We start from the raw sequence: 2,377 nt of genomic DNA on the forward strand, positions 1-2,377 counted from the left end.
GGCTGCATGCTCTACGAACTCATCCCCACCATGCCAGAGCACCGCCTCGCGCCACTGATGGAAAAGTTCGCCGCGGCCGTGGCAAACGCCGGCGTCTTCACGCCGGCAATTGCGGTCGCAAAATGAGGGGATCGATGAGGAGGCCAGCAGCATCAGGCCCTGGGCCGCTCACGCGGCGGGTTCTCGACTAAAATCCACCTCAAGACCGATCTCGACGGCCGCCCTCTCGATTTCCACCTAACCCCTGGAGAGGCCAGTGACAGCACTGAGTTCGAGACATCGCTCGATATCGGGCCAGACGTCCGGCCGCGCATCGCAATAACCGATAAGGGATATGACAGCAACGCAAACCGCGCCGCCGCGCTTGCACGCGGCATCACGCCGGTAATCCCTCGCCGCGAAAACTCCAAGCAACGAGGCCGTTTCTTTCCGAAGCGTCTTTACAAACTCCGGGCGCGCGTCGAACAGGCGATCGGCAAGCTCAAGCGGTTCAAACGCGTCGCCATGCGCTGCGAGAAGACCGACGTCAGCTATTCAGCTTTCATCAGTTTCGCGTGCGGCCTAGCCCGCATTTCTCACAGCCCCGAGTTGAATGAGGGTTGGCTTGCGTCTGCCTGAACGCGGCTGGGGTGTGCGCGGCAAGGAGATGTAGCTGGTGCGATTGTCGCAAGCGGCGGCATCGCCGCCAGTTGGGCAGCGTTGTTGTGGTGAAAGTGGGCTGTGCGCTGTCTGGTTCGTATCAGACGGCGGCCATGCTGAGACGGAGGTGAGCGAGGGCAAACTCATCCTGCCACGGGCAAGCGGACGCCATTGCGACCTTGACCCGCCGTACGCTGATCCGCACCAGCGCGCCGAGTTTCAGCAGCCTGAGCCGGATGGTGCCGCAGGTGGCATCGGCGAACTGCGTGTGGGCCAGTCCGATGCGGCGCAGCGCGCAGAGCAGCACATAGGCCATCGAGGCGAACCACAGGCGAAGCTGGTTGGCCCGCATGGTGGCAGCCGAAGTGCGGTCGGCGAACAGATCGAGCTGACACTCCTTGATCCGGTTCTCCATCTCGCCACGTGCGCAGTAGATCTTCTCATAGAGGCGTCGCCCGTCGATCTCGGCCGGCTTCAATGAGGTGACGATGAAGCGCGGATTGGCCTTGTCGCCTGTCACCTCGGCCTTGCCAATGACACGGCGCTCCCGGCTCCAACTGTCCAGCGTCGCGTAGCGGAAGTCCTTGAAGCGGCGCGCCGGACGGCCGCTGCGGATGGCATCGAGCGAAGTAGCGATCAGTTCCAGCTTCACCACCTCGTCCAACCGCGCGTTGCGCGCCAAGCCGAACAGATAGTCCACACGGTTGGCTTCGCACCATGCCATCAAGGCTTCGCGGGCAAAGCCGGAATCGCCACGCAGCAGGATGCGTGTCCGCGGCCAGCGGCGGCGGATCTGGGCGACGATCCGTGTCACCTCCTCCAGCGCGCCGGCCGAGGCGTCGATGTTCGACCGCCGCAGCTTCGCCGCCAGCAGATGCCTCCCGCAGAACACGTAGAGCGGCAGATAGCAGTAGCAGTCATAATAGCCATGGAAGAACCGGCCCTCTTGCTGCCCGTGCAGCGGATCGTCGGTGGCATCCAGGTCCAGGATGATCTGCGCCGGGGCCTTGGCCTGGCTCGCCAGGAACAGATCGACGAACAATGCTTCGATCGCTGCCGGATCGTGGCTGATCCTATGGTAACGCGTCGCCTCCGCCCGGCTCAGTTCCAGCCGGTTCAGCGTCGACTTGCCCGCGACCGGCGCACAATCGGCCCGGCGGGCTTCCAGCTTGCCGGCCAGGATCGCCATCATTGGGTCGTGGCGCAGTTGATCGTGGTCGTTCAGATCCTCGTAACCCAGCGCAATGCCGAACACGCGTTGGCCAATCAGCGTGCTGACCTCGTGTTCGATCAGCTCAGAGCAGCGGTGGTCGGTGAAGCAGGCAGAAAACCGATCCACCAAGCCAATCGCCCGATCCGTCGCCGCCAGCAGCAGCGAACCGGCGTCCGACGTTATCCTGCCCCCATCGAACGCTGCCACCACCGCGCGACCCGCAACAGGTGCAAATTCAAACAGCGTCGGGTTACACTCCGTCGGCATCGGGGAACACCTCCGCTTCAGAAAAGGTCCTTCTCGCAAAAGAACCTTCTCCGATTCGGAACCCCGATGCACCTACTCGCTGTGAGATATGCGGGCTAATTCCAGCGTTCCTGTGCCGCCACTGATGCCGCCTTGGAACACGGCGCCCGGATCGACAATCAGGCGGTTGGTCGTGGAGTTCGCGCCAAAGTTGACGGCTCCGTTATTGCCATTGCCGCCCTCGATCGTGCCCGCGTTAGTGACCGTGCCGGCGGCCGC

The 2,377-nt window shown here is 63.3% G+C and carries 2 protein-coding genes and 1 pseudogene; 1 reads left to right on the forward strand and 2 read right to left on the reverse strand.

What is annotated here, in order from left to right; translation table 11 throughout:
* Positions 1 to 153: 153 nt before the first annotated feature.
* Positions 154 to 618 (forward strand): annotated as a pseudogene (locus VFG49_RS19270) (IS5 family transposase); the annotation flags it as partial.
* A gap of 121 nt (positions 619 to 739) precedes the next feature.
* Here VFG49_RS19270 and VFG49_RS14835 read toward each other — a convergent pair.
* Complete coding sequence (locus VFG49_RS14835; RefSeq protein ID WP_324861850.1) at positions 740 to 2,119, reverse strand: IS1380 family transposase; 1,380 nt, start codon at positions 2,117 to 2,119, stop codon at positions 740 to 742.
* Between the two features lie 72 nt (positions 2,120 to 2,191).
* The coding region (locus VFG49_RS14840) for a hypothetical protein (protein ID WP_324861852.1) at positions 2,192 to 2,377 on the reverse strand (186 nt) is incomplete at its 5' end.

The organism is Dyella sp., assembly GCF_035685885.1.
Classification (GTDB): domain Bacteria; phylum Pseudomonadota; class Gammaproteobacteria; order Xanthomonadales; family Rhodanobacteraceae; genus Dyella.